The 19,787-nt window shown below is 51.3% G+C and carries 11 protein-coding genes; 8 read left to right on the forward strand and 3 right to left on the reverse strand.

The annotated features are described in order from the left end of the window. Positions 1–172: 172 nt before the first annotated feature. Both H5P27_RS06160 and H5P27_RS06165 read right to left on the reverse strand, forming a co-directional pair. Positions 173–406, reverse strand: coding sequence for a hypothetical protein (locus H5P27_RS06160; protein WP_185659492.1), 234 nt, complete (start codon positions 404–406; stop codon positions 173–175). Between the two features lie 117 nt (positions 407–523). Further along, positions 524–2,017: a MobA/MobL family protein gene (locus H5P27_RS06165; RefSeq protein WP_185659493.1), complete on the reverse strand. Its 1,494-nt coding sequence runs from the start codon at positions 2,015–2,017 to the stop codon at positions 524–526. Positions 2,018–2,434: 417 nt separating this feature from the next. On the opposite strand from H5P27_RS06165, the gene H5P27_RS06170 reads away from it, so the two are divergent. Then, the gene (locus H5P27_RS06170) at positions 2,435–2,833 is read left to right on the forward strand and encodes a hypothetical protein (protein WP_185659494.1); all 399 of its coding nucleotides are present in this window, start codon (positions 2,435–2,437) and stop codon (positions 2,831–2,833) included. A 101-nt stretch (positions 2,834–2,934) separates the two neighbouring features. Here H5P27_RS06170 and H5P27_RS06175 read toward each other — a convergent pair whose 3' ends face one another. Continuing rightward, the gene (locus H5P27_RS06175) at positions 2,935–3,102 is read right to left on the reverse strand and encodes a hypothetical protein (protein WP_185659495.1); all 168 of its coding nucleotides are present in this window, start codon (positions 3,100–3,102) and stop codon (positions 2,935–2,937) included. 404 nt (positions 3,103–3,506) lie between these two features. On the opposite strand from H5P27_RS06175, the gene H5P27_RS06180 reads away from it, so the two are divergent. From H5P27_RS06180 to H5P27_RS06210, 7 genes are all read left to right on the forward strand, one after another. Further along, positions 3,507–4,631 carry a hypothetical protein gene (locus H5P27_RS06180; RefSeq protein WP_185659496.1) on the forward strand — a complete coding sequence of 375 codons (1,125 nt, stop codon included), beginning with the start codon at positions 3,507–3,509 and terminating at the stop codon, positions 4,629–4,631. A gap of 71 nt (positions 4,632–4,702) precedes the next feature. After that, positions 4,703–6,286, forward strand: coding sequence for a type I restriction-modification system subunit M (locus tag H5P27_RS06185; RefSeq protein ID WP_185659497.1), 1,584 nt, complete (start codon positions 4,703–4,705; stop codon positions 6,284–6,286). Then, positions 6,283–7,434, forward strand: coding sequence for a restriction endonuclease subunit S (locus H5P27_RS06190; protein ID WP_185659498.1), 1,152 nt, complete (start codon positions 6,283–6,285; stop codon positions 7,432–7,434). Before H5P27_RS06185 ends, H5P27_RS06190 begins: the two co-directional genes overlap by 4 nt. 351 nt (positions 7,435–7,785) lie before the next feature. Further along, positions 7,786–9,174 carry an antiviral reverse transcriptase Drt2 gene (drt2, locus tag H5P27_RS20035; RefSeq protein WP_185659499.1) on the forward strand — a complete coding sequence of 463 codons (1,389 nt, stop codon included), beginning with the start codon at positions 7,786–7,788 and terminating at the stop codon, positions 9,172–9,174. Then, positions 9,167–10,627 carry a DUF3644 domain-containing protein gene (locus H5P27_RS20040; protein ID WP_185659500.1) on the forward strand — a complete coding sequence of 487 codons (1,461 nt, stop codon included), beginning with the start codon at positions 9,167–9,169 and terminating at the stop codon, positions 10,625–10,627. Before drt2 ends, H5P27_RS20040 begins: the two co-directional genes overlap by 8 nt. Positions 10,628–10,645: 18 nt before the next feature. Next, complete coding sequence (locus tag H5P27_RS06205; protein ID WP_185659501.1) at positions 10,646–16,318, forward strand: AAA domain-containing protein; 5,673 nt, start codon at positions 10,646–10,648, stop codon at positions 16,316–16,318. Positions 16,319–16,392: 74 nt separating this feature from the next. Beyond that, complete coding sequence (locus tag H5P27_RS06210; RefSeq protein WP_185659502.1) at positions 16,393–19,779, forward strand: DEAD/DEAH box helicase family protein; 3,387 nt, start codon at positions 16,393–16,395, stop codon at positions 19,777–19,779. The last annotated feature ends 8 nt before the right edge of the window (positions 19,780–19,787 follow it).

The raw sequence follows: 19,787 nt of genomic DNA on the forward strand, positions 1-19,787 counted from the left end.
TATCTATCGGCTTCATGTGATGGCATTTTGGTGTCCAATACGCGGTAGTAAGGGCGGATTAAGCCCAAATACAATCCGTCCATATGTCGCGGTTTAGTCCTGTAATTTGACAAGAAGAATTGCATCTTCCGCAGATTATGATGCCAAAAATATTTTCGCTTGTCGAACTGCATCATTGATCAGAACCCTCCCCGTTGTTCTTGTCCATTATCCTATCTAGCATCAGTACGATAGGGTGATCAGGGTATTCTTCGCGCAGCTTCAGAATTTCTCCGCCGTAAAGCTTTCGATCTCTCAACCGTTTCCGGCTTTCTCTTTGAGCCAGCCTGTTCTCAAGCTGCAGTATCTTTTTAGAGGTTCGCGCTATTACCGATTCAATTTCTTCGATTTCTTTATCTATCTTCATCGCTTGCTGTATGGGCGTTTTGGGGGGCGGAATCGGGAGATTTTCTGTTTTTTTACAGAATTCTGAGAGTTATGAGGATAGCTGAATGGGGATATTAGGACAAGCAAGTGAGGCGAGCTAACGACCTAGGTCACGCTCGTTGTTTTGTCTCTCACTTACCTTGTGGGTCCTATTTTCAGGCATCTGCTTCCTCCGGCTGAGCTTTTTCTCGGTCTTTGGAGAGGACTCTTCAAAGATGTCTACCCTTGGAGAGTAAGGAACAGTAGAATCGGCCAGCAGCCTACTTGCTGCTTTCAATGCGCTTTCATCGTTCTTTTTTTTGATCTGTTTATTACCCTCGGAATCGGGACTTGAAAGGTTGGTCGAGGGTAGGCTCGGAGTACTCGCTATATCATTTTTGGGATTGCGAGGGTCTTGTTTGTATCTTGCGGGACAAGGGTTCGTTAAAGGCTCTTGTTTAGCCTCTTGAGCCGAAGGTAGGATGGACGCCATAACAAGTTTGCTTGCGGCGTCCTGAACCGCTTGTTTGTCCCTTTCCGCATCAAGGGTCCTCTTTTCTCGTTTGCGCCTTTTTTCCTCTTCAGGGTCATCTTCGGGAGCATCGAGGGTCGGGGAAATCGGAGGGCTCAGGTTCGCACTCTTCAGGCTCTCCTCGGGCTGGGAAGCCTTGGCGTCAGGGGCTTTCGTTTCAACGTGAGTCTTCCAGGTTTGGTTTTGCTTGGACGGAGCCGAGTCGAAGGCCCCGGTATCACATTGCCCAAGCGGAGGCGTCGGTTCTGCCTCTTTTCCGATGCTCGCGTCGAGCGCTGTAATCTGTCTTTTCTTCAGTTTTTTCAATTGTTCGGAAAGGTTGTCTCGCTCGCGTTTCAGCGCCTTAATAGCCGGTATCAGCTCTTCGAGGACGAGGCGGTTTCGCCGACGAATCAATTCGTTTTCTCCCTTCGCGAGCTTTACGTATTCGTCTGACCCAGAGCCTACATGCTTTTCGCCGAGGGCGGGTAACCCTCGCGCCTCGTAACTTCGGTGGTCTATCCGCGTTTCGATACCCCGCGCTGCGAAAGCCCGATTTACAATCATCTCCCATGCCTGGCGTAAGCTGCGTATGTGCATGCCCGACTTACACGGATTGCCTAAATCCTCCAGGCGCTTTTGCTTGAGGAAACCGATTTGTTTACTCCCTTCCAGGCCGTAGGAAAACTCCCGGCTCGGAATAAATATATGTGCGTGTGGATTACCCTTCGCCAGGTGGATTGCGGCGACAACGACGGTGTTAAATTTGCCTGCGATGTACAGAGCCAGTCCCCAGACGCACGCGAGCATTTCCTCGGGGTAGACAGCCAATTCGTACGGTATCGCTACGACCATATCCCGTCCAAGGTTCGCTTTGCAATGTGTGTGCGATGCCTCGCAGTTGTCGCTATAATCTTGCAGGGTCATTTTCGGTTCCTCGGCACCGATGAGCTCCACACGGTATAGGTCTTTGCGGTTGCTGAAATTGTGCACATGACCAGTGCGGTCGTTGGTGAGTTTTTTACGTGCGATGTAGGCTACTTTTGCGGCCACTGAGTGGCCTTGGCTACGGCTGACTTGTTTGCAACGAGAGTAAAACATTTGAGGAACTTTGATTTGAAACGCTACCTTGCGCTGTTTGGGCTTTCTGAGCTATATATGGGACATTGGGGAGGGGCCAACAAGGCCACCTCTGAAAATCCTGATTAAACTTTCAGCAGTTGTCTCTCGGGGTTCACATTTTGTAGGCTTCGCTAGACTCCGGCCGTATCCGGGCGGTACTGTAAGAGTTGACCTATTCTCGAGGGGACGAGGTGGAGGTTTTCGAAGGGGCAACAAAGTTATTCAGCAAGACAAAGGCTTAATCGGATGGTTAAGGTACTAGTCCTCTCATTTGGTTTTTGAGGAGTATGGGCAGGATACTGCTTCCTTGAAAACCTATGGCTGATTTTTTCGGTGTTTCCGAAAAAAGTTGCCCACCCCGCTTTGACGCGACCCCTTGCCTCTCATATCCCTAGGGTGAGAACTCGTTTACCGAATAAAGCCTACCCTGAGCGCGACGTAGATAACCCTAAAGATTGTCAGGGGTGCATCATTTTTCCATCGGATTCCGCTGAGCCTGCGATCAGCAAAGCCTGCCCCGCCTGGGATATTTTAACGCAAATGCAACGAATGCTCGCCGACCAAAATGAGATCCTTGAAAGGGGCAAAGGAGGTGCAACCGTGAGATATCTAAGCACGACGGAAGCGGCACACTACTGCGGCATGGGCGGCAGGGATCCTAAGCAGCGCAAGTTTCTGCGGTTTGTGAGGGAGGAGGGCATCCGTTTCAAACAGGGCAACACCGAAACTCAAAAATTGTTCGACAAACTTGAGCTCGACAGGGTTCTGCATGACAACAGAAAGCAGCTAAGCTGAGAGCAAATGGGACCAGATTTATCCACCCAAAAGGTGAAAGGCTCTGATCGCTTCATATAAAGGTTTACCGTTGCAGGCAGAGGTTCTCGGAATAGTTCGAATCACATAGTACGATAAGGCTTGGTAACGACGTGGGATTGGAGCTGACCCTCAGGGCAAATTTTTTCGATGTCCTCATTCCCCAAGTCTGCTGGGTTATCAGTTTCAGGAATCGGAATAAGGATGCCTCGTAAGGAGGCTTGCAGGGTGTTGGCATTCGGAAGCAGCATTGTGACATGATCTTATTGTGATGGGCCTCTGGACTGTTTGATTTGCTCGCTAATATATCAGATAGGGTGCTGTCGAAGGATCTCGCCACATCCGCTAGCTCTCGCCCCATTTGATTCGGTCTCAGGGTTTCATCTTTCAGGGTAGGTGGTGGCCTAAAGGGTTTGAAGGGGTATGGCTAAAAATTCGCTTCGAGTAAGGTATCATCGTAAAATGGCATTTGTAGGGTTATGCCGATACCTCTGCAGGGTGGCTAGGTGGCTAGTCCGTTGCCCGAATCGCACGTGCAGCTCGGCCCTAAATGATCCGTCCCTTACAGATCCAAACTTGTAAAAAGCCTAGGGCCTATTACGAATGAGCGAATGTAAGAGCTTCTAGGCTCTTACCGCTTCTCGATCTTGAATAAATGAACAACGCGTACCTTTTAAACCCCGATGGCTCCTCGAATCCGATGCAGCGTATCCGGTGCTCTGACGAGACTCGAGAGCTGCAGGATATCCTCGAGAAAAACCTCGACCTGATTCCCGGGGATCAGATCAACCCAGAGGATCCGCGGCGATGGATTTGCGTCAAGCGAGAGTTGCCGATCGAGGATCCGACCACGGGAGACAATCGTTGGTCCTGCGACTTCCTTCTACTCGACCAGTCAGGCATCCCCACATTCGTGGAGTGCAAACGTTTCTTGGATTCGCGCTCTCGTCGGGAAGTGATTGGGCAGATGTTCGACTATGCGGCGAATGGCAGTGGTTACTTCTCGCGTGATCTTGTTGCCGATTATCTGACGTCGGAAGCTCTGCGTCGTGGCACCACCTTGGATGGCTTGCTTCAAACTCTAGGCCCCGACTCTGGCGAATCGCTGGACGACTACCTTGATCTGGTGGAAAACAACATAAAGCAGGGGCAGGTACGCCTTGTCTTCTTCATGGAGGAGGCTCGCCCTGAACTCCGTAGCATCGTCGAATTCCTCAACTCGCAACTCGAACGTACCGAAATGCTGATTGTCGAGGCCAAGCAATTTCAGTCTGCAAACCAGCGCTTCGTCATTCCAAGTCTTTGGGGCTACACGGAAGAGGCGCGGACCATTAAGAAAAAGGTTACGGTTACTTCCCGCGCAGGCCCACGTCGCCGCTGGACCGAGGAAGAGTTTTTTGAGGCCTTGAATGGAAACTGTGCGCCTCAGCAAGTCGATTGGCTGCGAGGGTTTAGTGATCGCTTGAAGGCGTCGGAACGTTTAACCCTCCGAATGGGAAATGGACGAAAGACTGGATCCCTCATCGTAACCTTTCCTGAACTGAGCTCCCGTTCCTTTCTTTTCTTTGATTCTAATGGAGGGATCGTGTTCTCGCTTCATCTTGTTTCGAATGATGAGGGCGGTTCCCGACTCAAGGATCTCGTACTGGAGCATTTCTCCCGTGTACCCAGACTCGCCATCCCTGAGGAGAAGCGTAGTGGCTACCATGGAGTTGAGGATTGGTTCGGCGACCGCTCGGAGATCGAAGCTTTCTTCGATAAATTGGAAGCCCTCTCGTAACCCCCCTTTCTTCGCGCAGCCTGCGCTACGCTCAAACGCACTTCTTCAATTCTTACGATAAACTTTTCTCTATGATCACTGGTGAAATCAGATCCAAGGTAGACCGCATTTGGGACGCCATGTGGGCGGGCGGCATTGCCAATCCCCTTACCGTTATCGAGCAGCTGACCTACTTGCTCTTCATCAAGCGTCTCGACGAGCTGCATACCCTGCGCGAGGCCAAGGCCAACCGACTCGGCACGCCCATCGAAGAGCCGATCTTTCCCGAGGGCAAGAACCCTGCCGTGGAGCACCGTCCCGTCGATTGCCAGGAGTTGCGCTGGAGCCGTTTCAAAAATCTCGCCCCCGAGCCCATGTTCAATCTGGTCCGCGACCAGGTCTTCCCCTTCATGAAGGCCCTCGGGCAAAACGGGCGCGACGAGCTGAGCGAAGGGGAGGGCAGCGAGTCCTCCTTCTCCAGCCACATGAAGGACGCTCTCTTCATGTTCCCCAAAGCCAGCCTGCTGGCCAACGTGGTGGACATGCTCGACGCCATCGAGATGGCCGACCGCGATACCAAGGGCGACCTGTACGAATACATGCTGGGCAAGATCGCCAGCGCCGGGCAAAACGGCCAGTTCCGCACCCCTCGCCACATCATCCGACTCATGGTGGAGATGATGGCTCCGCAGCCCAGCGACGCCATTTGCGACCCCGCTTGCGGTACCTGCGGCTTCCTCGTGGCGGCCAACGAGTATTTGCGGGACAACTACAGCAGCGAGATCTTCAAAAACGCCGCCAGCCGTCGTCGCTTCAACGAGGAGACCTTTCATGGCTACGACTTCGACAGCACCATGCTGCGCATCGGCTCAATGAACATGATGCTGCACGGCGTGGAAAACCCAGACGTGCGCTACAAGGATTCGCTGGAGGAAACCCATGCCGGCGACTCCGAGGCTTATTCGCTCATCCTCGCCAATCCGCCCTTCGCCGGCAGTCTCGACTACGAGTCCACCGCCAAGGACCTGCTGCAGATCGTCAAGACCAAGAAAACCGAGCTGCTCTTCATCGCTCTCTTCCTGCGACTGCTCAAACTCGGCGGACGGGCAGCGGTCATCGTGCCCGACGGCGTACTCTTCGGTTCGTCCAAGGCTCACAAGACCCTGCGGAAAATGCTGGTGGAGGAGCAAAAGCTCGACGCCGTGGTGTCCATGCCCTCCGGCACTTTCAAGCCCTACGCCGGCGTATCGACCGCCATTCTCTTCTTCACCAAAACCAACTCTGGTGGCACGGACAATGTCTGGTTCTACGACATGCAAGCCGACGGCCAATCGCTCGATGACAAGCGGACCAACCTGCTCGACCCCGAGCTGCTCGGCCCCGTGCCCGCCCGCCAGCTCAAGCCCGAAGAGCATGCCAAAAACAACCTGCCCGATGTGCTGACCCGCTGGAACAATCTCGCAGGCGAGACCGGTCGCAAACGCACCGAGCAAAGCTTTCTCGTGCCCAAGGTCGACATCGCCGCCAACGATTACGACCTCTCCATCAATCGCTATAAGGAAGTCGAGTATGAGGAAGTTCAATACGAATCGCCCAAGGATATTCTCGCCGGCTTGAACGAGCTGGAAGCCGAGATCGCCAAAGGGCAGAAAGAGCTGGAGGAGCTGATTGGATGAGTTGGACTATTTCTAGTCTATCCGAAGCTGCCGACATTGTGGCGGGTCAACATATCCCTTCTGATCTGTATTCAGATGATGAATCTGGTACGCCTTATCTGACTGGACCAGTTGATTTTGGAATGAGAGTCCCGTCTGTTACAAAATGGACTTCGGCTCCCAAGGTGTTTGCTGAGAAAGGCGATGTCCTCGTCACCGTCAAAGGTAGTGGTGTTGGGAAATCAAATCTAGGAATTGATGCTGCGATCGGTCGTCAGCTGATGGCAATAAGACCAAGGCTTACAAAAATAGATCAGTTCTATCTCTATACTTTTATAAAGTCGGTAGAGCCGCGAATTCACAAACTAGCGCAGGGAGCTGCCATCCCAGGTATTGTTAAGGCTGATTTAGCCGACCTACAAATCCCGCTTCCGCCGTTGGCGGAGCAGAAGCGGATAGCGGGGATTTTGGATGCGGCGGATGGCTTGCGGGCGAAGCGCCGCGCCGCGCTCGCCCAACTCGACACCCTTCTCCAATCCACCTTCCTAGACCTATTCGGCGACCCCAATCGATGGTCTTCGAAGTTCAAGATAAGTAGACTCGTCGATTGCTGTACGAAAATTACGGATGGAGAGCATGGAACCGTCGAGCGTCTCGAATCTGGTCGTCTTTACTTGATGGCTAGGAACGTAACGAAGCAGAAGTCCATCGATTTGTCTGACGTTTCTTATATCTCAGAAGAAGATCACAGACGAATCTACAAAAGGTGTGGTCCGGAGGCTGGAGATCTTTTGCTAGTATGCGTTGGTGCTACCATAGGGAAAGTTGCTCTGGTGCCTGAAGGCGAAGAGTTTTCACTGGCTCGAAGCGTAGCATTGATCAAACCGAATCGAGATCGGATGTTGCCGAGTTTTTTGCTACATCTTTTCGATTCTGGATACATTCAGTTTAAGCTTCTGGGGCAACGAAATACAGGTGCTCAGTCAGGCTTGTATTTGGGGAAGATTAAGGAATTGGAAATCCCGCTTCCCCCTCTCGACCTGCAACGTCGCTTTGCGTCGATCGTGGAATCGGTGGAGCGGCAAAAGGCCCGCCACCGCGAGCACCTCGCCCAGCTCGACACCCTCTTCGCCTCCCTACAACAACGTGCCTTCAAAGGAGACCTGTAGTGGAGTATGGATACAACAGAATTTTACCTCCTCAGCGGCAGCAGAGGACACCCAATGATGAAATAGGCGTTGGGGGCAAGACACCGAAGTCAAGCTTCGTGTACCACTTTCGTGGTGCCGTGGCCCCAGCTTCGTGCCTGCTATGGATTCTAAGATTTAGGTTCATGGTAGATATTATGCTATGCATAGTTACATACGCAGCGCTTTGCTTCGGCAAGGATCATGCACGACCTGTGGTCGTGCTTCAAAGGAGGAGAAAGGGAATGTGGACTCGCTGCTACCCTTATCCCAGCTCGTCTTCGGACGGGTCTTTCTCCTCTTGCGAATTTCTAGAGACGGAAAGGCTTCCAAGTGCCAGAGTTTGAATACAGGCCAAGGAGTTATTTGCATTTCGATGCACCGCCTAGCCGTGAGACGGCGGAAGAGCTAGCGACTTCCCCAGATCGGGTCGCTCGCCATTCGTTTTATCCGTTCCTTGGTTTCACGATCGAGACACCAAGGATTACCAAAGGGGCTGATGGACATATTCTGAAGGGAGCAGATGGAAAGCCCCTTCGGGAACCTAAGAAGCGACCGATCAAGTTGGCTGCCCATTTGGATGCAGCCATATGCTCGCACTATGCGAGGATATTGTCTGAAGCCTATGAAGCAGATGTCTTACGGACTGGGATTGGCGACAACGTAACTGCGTTTCGAAAGCTGACCGGAGCAAATAGGAACAATATCGACTTTGCTGATGAGGCATTTGAGTTTATTCAGAGCAACCGTCCGTGCGTAGCTGTCGGCTTGGATGTACGGAAGTTCTTCGATAACTTGGACCATCTTGTCTTGAAGGCTCGATGGGCAAGGACGCTACGAGTCGATCGCTTGCCACCTGATCACTTTGCGTTGTTCAAGTACCTGACTCGTTTTAAGTGGATCGACCGGGATCGGGCGTTGGAAGCGGTCGGTATCGATAGGTGGGAGACGCGAGGTAAGGGGGCAAAGCTGCGACGTATTTGCAGTGCATCTGATTTTCGCTCCAAGGTCTGCAAGCCGGAGTTGCTTTGGTCTAATCCACAAGAAGGTCGTGGTATTCCGCAGGGCTCCCCGATTAGTGCTTTGCTCTCGAATGTTTATATGTTCGAGTTCGATCGGATCATGAAGAATGCGGTTTCCGCGAGTCGTGGAATGTATCGAAGATACTGTGACGACATCCTCTTAGTCGTGCCACCGAGTATGGTTCAGACAGTGGAGAGAATCGCTGCTGAAGAGATTCGGAAGCTTGGTTTGGAATTGAATGAGGAGAAGACGGCTAGGGTCCGTTTTTCAGAAGAGCCAAAGAGTCGAGCTATCGATGATGAAGTACTGCAGTACTTAGGCTTTGATTTCAACGGAGTGCAGAAGCTGATCCGATCATCGTCATTGGTTCGGTATTATGGAAAGATGCGTCGTGGAGTACGGTTTGCAAAGATCAACTGTCGAGCTGCAAACAAGAAACTGAGGAAGCACGGACTGCCTACCACAGAGTTGCGAACACGTAAGCTGAAAGTACGCTACTCGTATTTGATACGTCGAAAGCGGAGGTTGAAATCTGGTGAGTCAAAGCACTGTAAGAAGAATTTCATTACGTACGCGATTGATGCTGCAGAGCGTATGAATGCTTCCGAGATTAAAAGGCAGATTAAGAATCATTGGAAGAAGTTGAATGAGGAGATTGCGAAGCCGCTAAAGCCATCAAAGGAGACGGATCGTGACTGATCTACGGGAAAAGGTTGATGAGGCTATCGCTCGAACGCTTTTGGTGAAAGAAACCAAGGAGCCCAGGGATGCTCTGCCATATTCATCGGATTTCGAGAGCCTTCATGCTCTCTACGGTGAACGTTCGGGATCGCGAATCTCGAAGTCAGCTCTGATGCAGGCCTTCTTCAGAATTGGGAAGAAGGGTGGAGTGAGTGGAAGGCGGGCGACTGTTCATGCTCCGAAAGTAGGGCAAAAGGAAACTGTGTTTGTTGGAAAGCAAGTGGGCGAGAAACTCGCGGCTAGAGCATCGATGGTTTACACGGTTGAGTTCGATGCTTTCCATGAAAAGTACTCGAAGCGGTTTGGGGAACTGTCAAAGTCGGAACTTTGGCTCGTGCTGGATAAAGTCGCTAAGAAGGCGAAGGGCGACGAATGGAAACTGCAGCTTCGAAAAGCGAGAGAATCTGCGTGTCTTGCAGTCGAGCTTTACAACAAGCCACTATCAACTTTTCGGACGCAAGGGTTTGTCGCACTGATGGTGATTGCTTGGACGAGCCTGTATCACGCATTCTACTACAGACTCGGGATCGTTCCCAAATACCCGAGGGCAGAGAACGAAAACGAAGACAAGTATTGGGATTTGAGTAAATGCTTGAAGGTATTCTACGGAGGTGAATCCTCTCCGTCGCGGTCCAATCTAGAGTTTTTCATCGGATTGCGAAATGAAATCGAGCACCGCAGCCTACCGGAAATAGACCATTCGCTGTTTGGCTACTGCCAAGCTATGGTTATGAATTTTGAGGATCTGCTGGTCGGTCAATTCGGTCAGAACGCTAGTTTAGCAGAGAGCCTGGCTCTCGCAGTTCAGTTTTCTCGAGCTAAGAGTGCGGAGCAATGCGAGGCAATTAGGAGACAGCTCCTGCCAATGCCAGAGGACATTGCGAAATTCATAGAAAACCACAGGGGGAATTTGAGTGGCGAGATCCAGGACTCGATGGAGTACTGCTACAAGGTCTTCATCGTTCCCAAGATCGCGAGTCGTGAGAACTCGAGTGATCTGGCGGTTGAGTTTGTCCCTTTTGATCCGGATGAACCCTCTGGCCGCAAGTTTGGGGAAAAGCTAACTGCGATGATAAAGGAGAGGCAGGTACCGGTAGCTAACAAAGGTCGGCTGAAGGCGGGTAACGTTTGCGAGAAGGTTATGACTCAGGTGAGTCAAAAGGGCTTCAAAAAGAAATTCTCTCCATCGTACCACCACGCAGCTGCAGTTGAATTTTATGGAATACGCCCGAGCAAGGACTCTAAGCGCCCAGACAAGACGATTACTAAATACTGCGTCTACGACGAGGTGCATGGCGACTACGTCTACACTCCGGCGTGGGTTGAGCATCTAATCGAAGAGCTCCAAAAAGAAGGACAGTACGAGCGGATTATGGAAGCTTGGCGTTCCAGCCGGAAGCAGGAGAGTTGAAGAGGAAATTTAGAAAAAATGTCTGAATCTGACCCAAGAAAAGTTCTAGTCGAAACGCTAGAGTACGTGAAGAAGCTCGTGGAGTTTCAAAAGAAAGTAGTGTGGCAAATTTCCGAATACACGGATTTTGCTGCAACGGAAGGCGAAGTGCAGGGCCTGCCAGGCATTCGCTATTTCTTTGAGGGTAGCGATGGGGGGCCGGTTTGGATGGAGATCGAAAGGCTGCACAAGGATTTGCCTCCGGAACTGCCGGAGGAACTCGAAGATTGGGTGGAAAACAGCGACGATCCGGAGCAGGTACCGACGCTTGTGGACTCACGAATGGTGACGGTTTCTCATGAGATGGCCGAAACTATGTTGGTGAAGGGGGAGCTGCAGCGAGGGAACGTGATGAACTCTCCACGCGAGCCAGGGATGTCGGACGTAAGGTTACTGAGCGAAGACAACCCGAGCTTGGAGAAAGCCTTAAATGCTTATTTGGAGGCCCATTGGTATCCTTGGTCTGTGGAAGAACGTCCGCGTCGGGATTCGATGAAAGTCTACCACAAACTCTTCAGCGTTCAACAGAAGATGGTGGTTGGCGAGAGTGATGGCCCACTGGAGGCGATTTGGGGGCTGGGGCATTCTACTTGGATTGCGGAAGGTGTAGACGGGCAAAAGCATAGGCTCAGTCATCCATTGATCGAGTTCCAGGTGGAGTTTGAACTGAATGGAGAACAGACTTTGCTCGTGCGGCCTCGCTCCACTTGGCAAGCGAGGCCGAGACTGAACCTTGAAACCTACGAAACGCTTGGTATCAGTGGAGTCGCTGGAGTGAAACGTTTCTTCGATGAAACGGTTCGCCAATTGGAAGAGGACGATCAGTTGCTCTCCGCAGATGATTCAGGGAATTGCGATTTGATTCTGAGAAGCGCTGCATCGCAACTTTCGGGTAGGGCGAGATATTGGCCGGATATCGTCAAGGATCCGACTGACCGAAGTCTTCCGAATCCCAGCGAGGACTTGGCGGTCACGGATACGTGGGCCCTTTTCGTTAGGAAGAAGGCGCCAAACGCCCTTTCCGAAGATATCGAGCGTCTGCAGAGTAATGCTGATAAGGTCGAGTCGACTAATGATAAAGCTGCGTTTCATTTTGCTCAGCTGCCCTCTGATGAAAAACCGACGACAGGTGGAATGGGTTGGCCGGCGAGTGGACATGGCAGTGGAAGCGGCAGTTCGGCGGATAGAAGTCGTAGTTTGTACTTCCCAAAGCCTTTCAATGATGCTCAGCGAGAAATAGTGAGGCGGCTTGAGGATCGAGTTGGTGTTGTGGTCCAAGGGCCTCCGGGAACGGGCAAGACGCATACTATCGCCAATATAATCTGCCACTATCTGGCGACTGGCAGGCGGGTTTTGGTGACGGCTAAGTCTGAGACGGCTCTCAAGGTACTGAAGAATCAAATCCCGAAGCCGATTCAGCCGCTAGTCGTTTCGCTGGTGTCCAGCGACCGGGAGGGGATGAGGCAGCAAAAGGAGGCTATTGAAACGCTTCAAGCTAAGGTCATTTCGTTGCAAGGGCGAGAGGGGTACCTGCATCAGGAAATCAGCCGGGGCGAGGTCCAGCTGGAATCGATAGAGTCGGAGCTGGAGCAGATTGCCCGGAACGTAGAAACTCTGGTAAAGAAGCAGCTCGAAGAAGTGAAGCTCCCATTTCTGGAGCAACGATTCGAGAATGCGACGGAACTGGCTAAATGGGTTGTGGAAGGAAGAAATCGCTACCACTGGTTTACCGACAAGCTTGGAAACGAGCCGAAGTATAACCCTACGTTTTCTCGTTCGGATCTGGAAAAGCTCAAGGACGCGAAAGAGTGGGTGGGCGAAGATTTGGCCCTTCTTGGAGTAGGAATACCGAGATTGGATCAGTTACCTTCGACTGAGGAGATTGCTCGGGCTCATCGCGATTTTCTCGCCAAGGACGAATTGGAAGCGATGGTAGCCAAAGGCTCCTTGATCGAGAGAATAGGGCCAGCTCAGGCGGAAAAACTGGGTGCTTTGGGCGAGGAGTTGAGACAGTTTTCGAGATGGCTCGATGAGTTGGGTGCGGGCGAAGCATGGCAACGAGAGCTCTTTGAAATCTCTTTCGATCCATCTAGGAAAAGACCTGTTTGGTACGAGCTAGCTAGGGAGCTCGACGGAGAAATAGATCGGTTTGTGGCGGAGAGAACCGTTTACCTGCGTCAGCCGATCGACTTGGGAACCGAAAATCCAGAAGAGCTGGCATTTCTTCGAGAGGCGGCAGAGCGAGCTGCGGAAGGAAAACCTGCCCTTTCGTTCATGCAACGAATGAAGCGAGGAAATCGTGAGTTGTTGGAGCGGGTGAGGGTAGTCGGCCAATCTCCCAATTCGACCACGATGTGGAAGCATATTGTGTCGTATTATATTTTCCAGGACAACTGCCGGAGCTTGGTGATCCGTTGGAATGCGGTGGCTAAGGAAGGACCGCTGAAGGAAGTTTCAGTCGAAGCTCCGCTAGGCGTGTTGGAAGGGGTGTTGGCGCGTTTACGATCTCTAGAGGAAGGAGCTCAGAAGGCGAAGCGTTTGGAAAACGCGGTTTATGAGGAGTTCAAGAACCTCAATTACCGGGTCGAATTTGGGTTCACGGGAGAATCGTTGCGATCAATCGCCGAGTTGGTCGACGTGAACGTCGCTCGTTACCGACTTTCCGCTTCAGAAGCGACTCGGCACAAGACAATCGAATACCTTTGTCGGTTTGGGTTGGACGAAGCCAAGGACGCTTTGGAACTGGTGAAACGACAACTCGGAAACAAGGAAAAGGAGGAATTGGATCTGATGGAAGCATGGCGTCTGCTCTGTCTGAGATTTAAGGAGTTGCACGACCTGCAGCCTTTTTTCCAGACGATCGATATGGTCTGTCGTCAGATATCCGAGTCGGGCGCCCCCATTTGGGCTCGGAGGCTGCGCGCCGATAACAGAGGCGAGGAGGAGCTCGGCGAGTTCGATGGGGCGTTCGAAGCATGGAGTTGGTCTCGGGCCAAGTCCGTGTTCGAAAAGGACAATGCCCAAGCTGAACTCACTGCTCTCGAAACGAAGCGACTAGATGCAGAAAAGCGGATGCGAACTACGCTGGAGAGCATCGTCGAGAAGAAGACTTTTCTGGCCTTGTGCGGTTCTATGAGCGATCGGGCCAAGTCGTTGTTGTCCCAATTCGTGGCGGCGATAAGTAATATTGGTGGCGGAACCGGAAAGAAAGCGCCATTCTTCAGAGCAGCCGCTCAGAAGGCTATGTATGGATGCTCAGGCGCGATTCCGTGCTGGGTTATGCCTAGCTGGAGAGCATCAGAAGTATTGCCCTCTGAATACGCCTCGTTCGATCTGGTAGTAGTCGACGAAGCCTCCCAGTGCGATATACGAGAGCTTCCGGCGTTGGCTCGAGCTCGCAAGGTCCTGGTTGTGGGAGATGACAAACAGGTAAGTCCGACGATAGTTGGGCTGGATTTTAATCGTGTTGTACAGCTCAAGCACAATTATTTGAGGAAACAGCCGTTCGCGGATTTGATGCTTCCAGAAAGTTCGCTCTATGATCTGGCGAGCAGTGTCTTCGCCGGTGGCCAGATCCTGCTGAACGAACATTTCCGCTGCGTGGAACCTATCGTGCGGTTTAGTTTTCAGTTCTATCGAAAGGATGGTATCTTACCTGTGAGGGTTCCAAAGGCGGCCGAACGAATTGATCCGCCACTTATTGGAGTGTATGTAAAGGATGGTTACAGGGTTCGTGATGTAAATGAACCTGAGGCACTGGCGATCGTAGACGAAATCGAGAAGCTGGTAGATGATCCTGTCTACGAAAAGCGATCGATTGGAGTGATTTCGATGGTCGGGCATAAACAAGCTCAACGTATTAATGACCTATTGCTTGATCGAATAGGGCAGAAGAAGTTCTTGACTCACGACATCGTCTGCGGCGACTCGGCTACGTTCCAAGGTAGAGAAAAGGACATTATGTTTTTGAGTCTCGTAGTGGCGCCTGGGAAGCGAAAGATCGCCAAGGTAACCTCGCGGATGTGGGAACAGCGATACAACGTAGCGGCTAGCCGGGCGAGGGATCGAATGTACGTCTACTATAGCTTCGAGCCTTCGACCTTGCAGAACGATGACTTGAAATCGCGTCTGATTGCTCACCTCAAGGAACCAATGCCACAGGTCGCGGAGGTCGGTGAGGACTTGATAGACCTTTGCGAATCGCCATTCGAACAAGAAGTTTTCTCAACTCTGGTCGAACTTGGCTACTCAGTGACTCCTCAAGTCCCGTGCGCAGGACGGCGAATCGACCTCGTGATCGAGGGTGAAAGCGATTCTCGATTGGCAGTAGAGCTAGATGGAGATACTTACCATGGTCCAGAAGTTTGGTTGGAGGATTGGTCGCGTCAGAAGATCTTAGAGCGTGTTGGGTGGAAGTTCTGGAGATGCTGGTACTCAAGTTTCGTAGCGGCTCCGGATGAGTGTATCGCCTCGCTGGTAGCGCGACTCGAGGAAGAGGGGATTAAGCCGACCCAAGGAAAGAGTGTTTCGCGTAAATACTCGGAATTCAGGACGGTGGGCGAAGACGAGATCAAAGAAGAAGGCGACCTAGATACAAAAGTTGAAGACCTAAGTGAGATTGTCGAGGTCGGTGACACTGTGACTATAGCTCGCCAGAATCCAAAATATGGATACTTAACATTGAAGGTAGTTGAGGCAGGGGAGAATCTAGCAAACTACATCTACAAACCGAGTCATCCAGTAGCAGTTGCTCTTCTAGGTATGACGATCGAAGACGAGCTTGACCTCGATATTGGTTCCGGAGTTGAGAGGGTCTGTATCGTTAGTATCGGAAAGTCTAATGAGCAAAATGAAGGAAAAAGTTCATCACAGACAGAAGGTGCTGATCAGAAAACCGAGGATAAAGGGCCCGAAATAAAAACTGTCGTAGAAAACGAAAATAATAAGAACTCGCTGGAAGGAGATCGAACGGAGTACCGAACCTCGGCGAGCGTGTCCGATGTGTTAGGGCATTGCTCGGAGGAAAAGAGCAGCCGATATGGCGAATCGCCGAGTCGCTCTAGCAGTGATGAATTTGTGGCCGAGTCTCGACAAACCAGAGGGATGCAGACCTACATAACGGATTCTGATTTTGAACTCTCTGAGTTCAACCTACCTACCGGGGTTGAAACTCAAAAGAGCGAAAACAATGGTGAAGAATCATTATTTGAGACGGAGGTCAGATCGAAATTGAAGAGCATTGTAGAGGAATATGGACCGATGTTATCCACTCATGCCATTTTGAAGACCAGCTCGACCTATGGTGACCATCCTCGGCAACTTATCAACAAAGCCATCTTAAAATTAATTCAAGCCGGGGATGTTTTGAGACAAGAGTTTTGTATTCCCGGTGAAGGCTTGCGAGAAGAAGTGCTTAAGTTGACGGGGCAGCCCGATTTCGAAGTCCGTCCTGACAGCAAACGAAATTTTTCCCAGATTCCCAGTAACGAATTGATGGAAGTTATCGGGGGGATATCGAAATCTCAGGAGGAGCTATCAAGAGAAGAACTAGAGACAGCGGTCATCAGGTTTTACGGGAAGCATGTGATATCGAGATCTGATCGCCTCCGACTGAAGGCGTGTATCGCTGCGCTGAAAAGCGGTGACGATTAAGCTGGGATGAATTGAAGTAGTAACACGACTGTGAAAAGTTAATCTGTTTATGAGAACTAAAATCTACATCCTTGATGTTATCTAACTTCCAGTTTCTTCGACCTGAGTTCTCGGAGCTTTTTGAAGCGGCTCGGAAGGCGGAGCAATATGCCCGTTCGGATGCCCGCGCTTCTGTTATCTATGCGCGAATGGCGTTGGAAGCGTCCATCATTTGGCTTTACGAGCACGACCACCGCTTGCAGTTGCCCTATGATTCCTCTCTGGGAGCTTTGCTACATGGAGAAAAGTTCCGAAACGTGGTGCCTGAGCAGTTCTTTCATAAAGCGAAGGCAATCCAGAAGGCGGGCAATTTTGCGGTTCACAATCAGAGAAAGCCGGTCAGACAGTGGGAAGCGCAGAGCCTGACGCGAGAGCTCTTCCATTCGTTGTATTGGCTAGCACGAACTTATCATCGCCAACCCTTGGCGACCGTCGGCGACTTCGACCCTGAGATTATTCCAAGGGAGGGAGAGGCTCCTGCTTCTGTGAAGCTTGACGAGGCGCGAGTGAATGAACTGCAGTCTGAACTAGAGAAGAAGGCCAAAGAGCTAGAGGAGCGGGAAAAGGCTCTCGATGCCAAACTTGCCGAGGTGCAAGAGCAGGTGGCTCTCGCCAGAGTGGCGAATATCCAGGAAGAGGATACGCACGACTATTCGGAAGCCAAGACAAGGGAACTGCATATCGATCTCGACTTGAAGCGTGCTGGCTGGGATCTGAGCAATCCTCAGGATACTGAGTTTGAAGTTGAAGGCATGCCGAATCCAAGCGGCAAAGGCTTTGTCGACTACGTCCTTTGGGGCGAGAATGGAAAGCCTTTGGCTGTGGTCGAGGCAAAGCGGACGACGGAGAATGTGGACAGAGGGCAGCAGCAAGCGAAACTCTATGCGGATTGCCTGGAGAAGCGTTTCGGAGTGCGTCCTTTGATCTACTACACGAACGGCTACGAGATCAATTTCTGGGACGACATGGATTACCCGCCGAGGGAAGTATCCGGATATCGGACACGAGAGGAATTGGAGCTCTTGATCCAACGAAGAGGTAAGCGCCAGACGCCCGCTGCATCTGGTGTGAATAAGGAAATTGCTGGCCGGCCCTATCAGAAACGGGCGATTGGAAGCCTTTCGGAACATATCGTTTCCAAGCATAGACGTGGCTTGCTGGTCATGGCTACTGGAACGGGTAAGACTAGGACGGCGATCGCACTGGTCGATCTGCTGCAACGTTGCAACTGGGTCAAACGTGCCCTGTTTCTCGCTGACAGGGTGTCTCTAGTGAACCAGGCAGCGAACGCCTTTAAGAAAAATCTTCCCAGCTCTAGTCCGGTGAATCTCTGTACGGAGAAAAAGAGCGATGGCCGAGTGTATCTGAGCACGTATCCGACTATGATGGGATTGATAGACGAGCTGGACAAAGGAATGGCTCGGTTTGGACCGGGCTTCTTTGACCTGATCATAATCGATGAAGCCCACCGTTCCGTTTATCAGAGATATCGAGCGATCTTCGGTTACTTCGATTCATTGCTGATTGGCCTAACGGCTACCCCTCGTGAGGAAGTCGACCGCAATACTTACGAGCTTTTCGACTTGGAGGATGGTGTTCCGAATGACGCTTACGAGTTAGAGGACGCTGTAAGGGAGGAATGGCTTGTCCCACCTCGGGTGAAGCAGGTCAATCTTCGTTATCCAAGAGAAGGCATCCGGTACGAGAATCTCTCTGAAGAGGAAAAGCGGAAATGGGAGACTACCGATTGGGGTGATGATATGCCAACCGATGCGTATCCGGATGGAGTTGATGCAGGAGCGATCAACAAATGGCTCTTCAACGAGGATACTGTCGACAAGGTTTTAGAGATTCTGATGGAGCAGGGCCACAAGGTCGCAGGTGGTGACCGGCTTGCCAAGACGATCATTTTCGCTCGAAGCCATGATCACGCCGCCTATATCGAGAAGCGGTTTAATCATCATTTTCCGGAATACAAAGGTAGCTTTGCTCGGGTGGTCGACAATCAGGTCAAATACGCACAGAGCCTAATCGATGACTTTTCTTTGAAAGAGAAGGATCCACATATAGCGATCAGTGTGGATATGTTGGATACGGGTATCGACGTGCCGGAGGTTGCGAATCTGGTCTTCTTCAAGCCAGTCTACTCCAAAATCAAATTCTGGCAAATGATAGGTCGAGGGACGCGACTTTGCCCTAGCCTGTATGGAGATGGCGAGGATAAGACCGATTTCAGAATCTTCGATTTCTGCTTCAACTTCGAATTCTTCGAAGAAAACCCAGAAGGAATCGGAGGGGGTGTGTCTGAAACGCTCGGTAAACGCCTCTTCAAATCGAGAGCACGTATCGTCCACTTGTTGGATGAAAGCCCGGGTTTTGAAGGAGTCGGTGGTGTCCGGGAGACCCTTGTAAGTGGGCTGCGTTCTGAGATTCACTCTATGAACAGAGAGAACTTCTTGGTGCGGAAAACTCTTTCTACCGTTGAGCTATTCGCTGAGGAGTCGCAGTGGAATTCCATAAACGAGGAAGCTTGTGAAGCTTTGCAGCGAGATCTATCGGGTCTGCCGACCCAGGTTGAAAAAGAAAAGGAGGAGACAAAGCGTTTTGATCTGCTCTGCTATCAGATCGAATTGGCTTTGCTCGAAAACGAAAGCGGAAAGTTCGAGATGCGTCGACTTCGGGTGATTGAGATAGCTGCGAATCTCGAAACGAAACCAAGTGTTCCAGCTATCAAATCCCAGCTCGCGTATTTGCAATCGGTGCAACAACCGGAGTTTTGGGAATGCGTATCGTTGGAAATTGTTGAGGAGCTCAGACTTAGGCTTCGAGGTCTCGCCCAATTTGTTGACAAGAAGAAAAAGCGAATCGTTTACACAAACCTCGAGGATGAAGTTCTCGAGGTGAAGGAGGTCCAGACTGTAGCGTTGCCTTCGATGACGTCTAGCCAGTACGAGAAGAAGGTTAACGATTATCTGAAGTCTCATCTTGACTCGATTGCGATCCAGAAGCTTCGTCTCAACGAACCACTGACGAAACAGGATCTTGAATCCCTCGAGGAAACCCTTGTGTCGATTGGCGAAAGAGAAGGGGATAAGCTTCTCAAGAGTCTCCTAGAAAAAAGTGAGTGTCCGACTATTCCCTATTTTGTCAGAACCCTAGTCGGATTGGATCGAAAGGCTGTCCAGAAGCTGTTGGGGGCGTTTTTGGAGGATCGCACCCTGTCCAGCTCTCAAATCCGTTTCCTTCAAACCCTCGTCGAGCAATTGACGCAAAGGGGAGTTGTGGAATCAAAGGCTTTATACGAAAGTCCGTATGCGGATTTCCATGACGAAGGTCCGGATGGTCTCTTCGCAGGGCGGGATAATCTCATCGAAGGCGTTTTCGAAGCACTAAGGAACGTGCGAAAAAATCTTATAGTCTAGTTAGTCCG

The organism is Pelagicoccus albus (assembly GCF_014230145.1).
In the GTDB taxonomy this organism is placed as follows: Bacteria; Verrucomicrobiota; Verrucomicrobiia; order Opitutales; family Opitutaceae; genus Pelagicoccus; species Pelagicoccus albus.